Origin of the sequence: Paraburkholderia sp. RL18-085-BIA-A, from assembly GCF_046027075.1 — a bacterium.
Lineage (GTDB): Bacteria > Pseudomonadota > Gammaproteobacteria > Burkholderiales > Burkholderiaceae > Paraburkholderia.
The window spans coordinates 1-454 of record NZ_JARESU010000615.1; the positions used below are offsets into that span (position 1 = coordinate 1).

The following is a 454-nucleotide window of genomic DNA, read 5'->3' on the forward strand; positions in this document are numbered from 1 at the left end:
GACTATCTGCTGGAAGTGCTCGATCTGCGCACACGCGGCGCGGAACTCGCGTTGCGTGCGGCGCAGGCGTCGCTGCTGCATCAGGGCGCGCGCGGCTATTTGATGAGCGCATCGCCGCAGCGGCGGATTCGCGAGTCGCACTTCGTGGCGATCGTGACGCCTGCCATCAAGCATCTGCGTTGGGAAATGGCCCGTCTTTCCGCCGAGGAGCTTCCAGCATGAGCGTCGTGATTGCCGACTGGAAGAAGTACGTCTGCCGCGCGTGCGGTGTGATCTATGACGAAGAACTGGGGGATCCCGATAGCGGCATTGCGGCCGGCACACGCTTCGACGCGATCCCCGACGACTGGGAGTGCCCGCTATGCGGGGTAACAAAAGCGGATTTCGTGCTTTACGAGCCGGTTGTGGCCGGTGCAGCGGCATGCGCGCCGGCGCAGGGCGCGTCGTCGCGCAC

Annotated in this window: 1 protein-coding gene and 1 pseudogene; both read left to right on the forward strand. The window is 65.2% G+C overall.

What is annotated here, in order from left to right:
* Positions 1-222: pseudogene (locus P0D89_RS54090) on the forward strand (acyl-CoA dehydrogenase); the annotation flags it as partial.
* Positions 219-454 (forward strand): rubredoxin (locus tag P0D89_RS54095; RefSeq protein ID WP_408379844.1); only part of this gene is annotated, 236 nt, incomplete at its 3' end. The pseudogene P0D89_RS54090 and the gene P0D89_RS54095, both read left to right, overlap by 4 nt.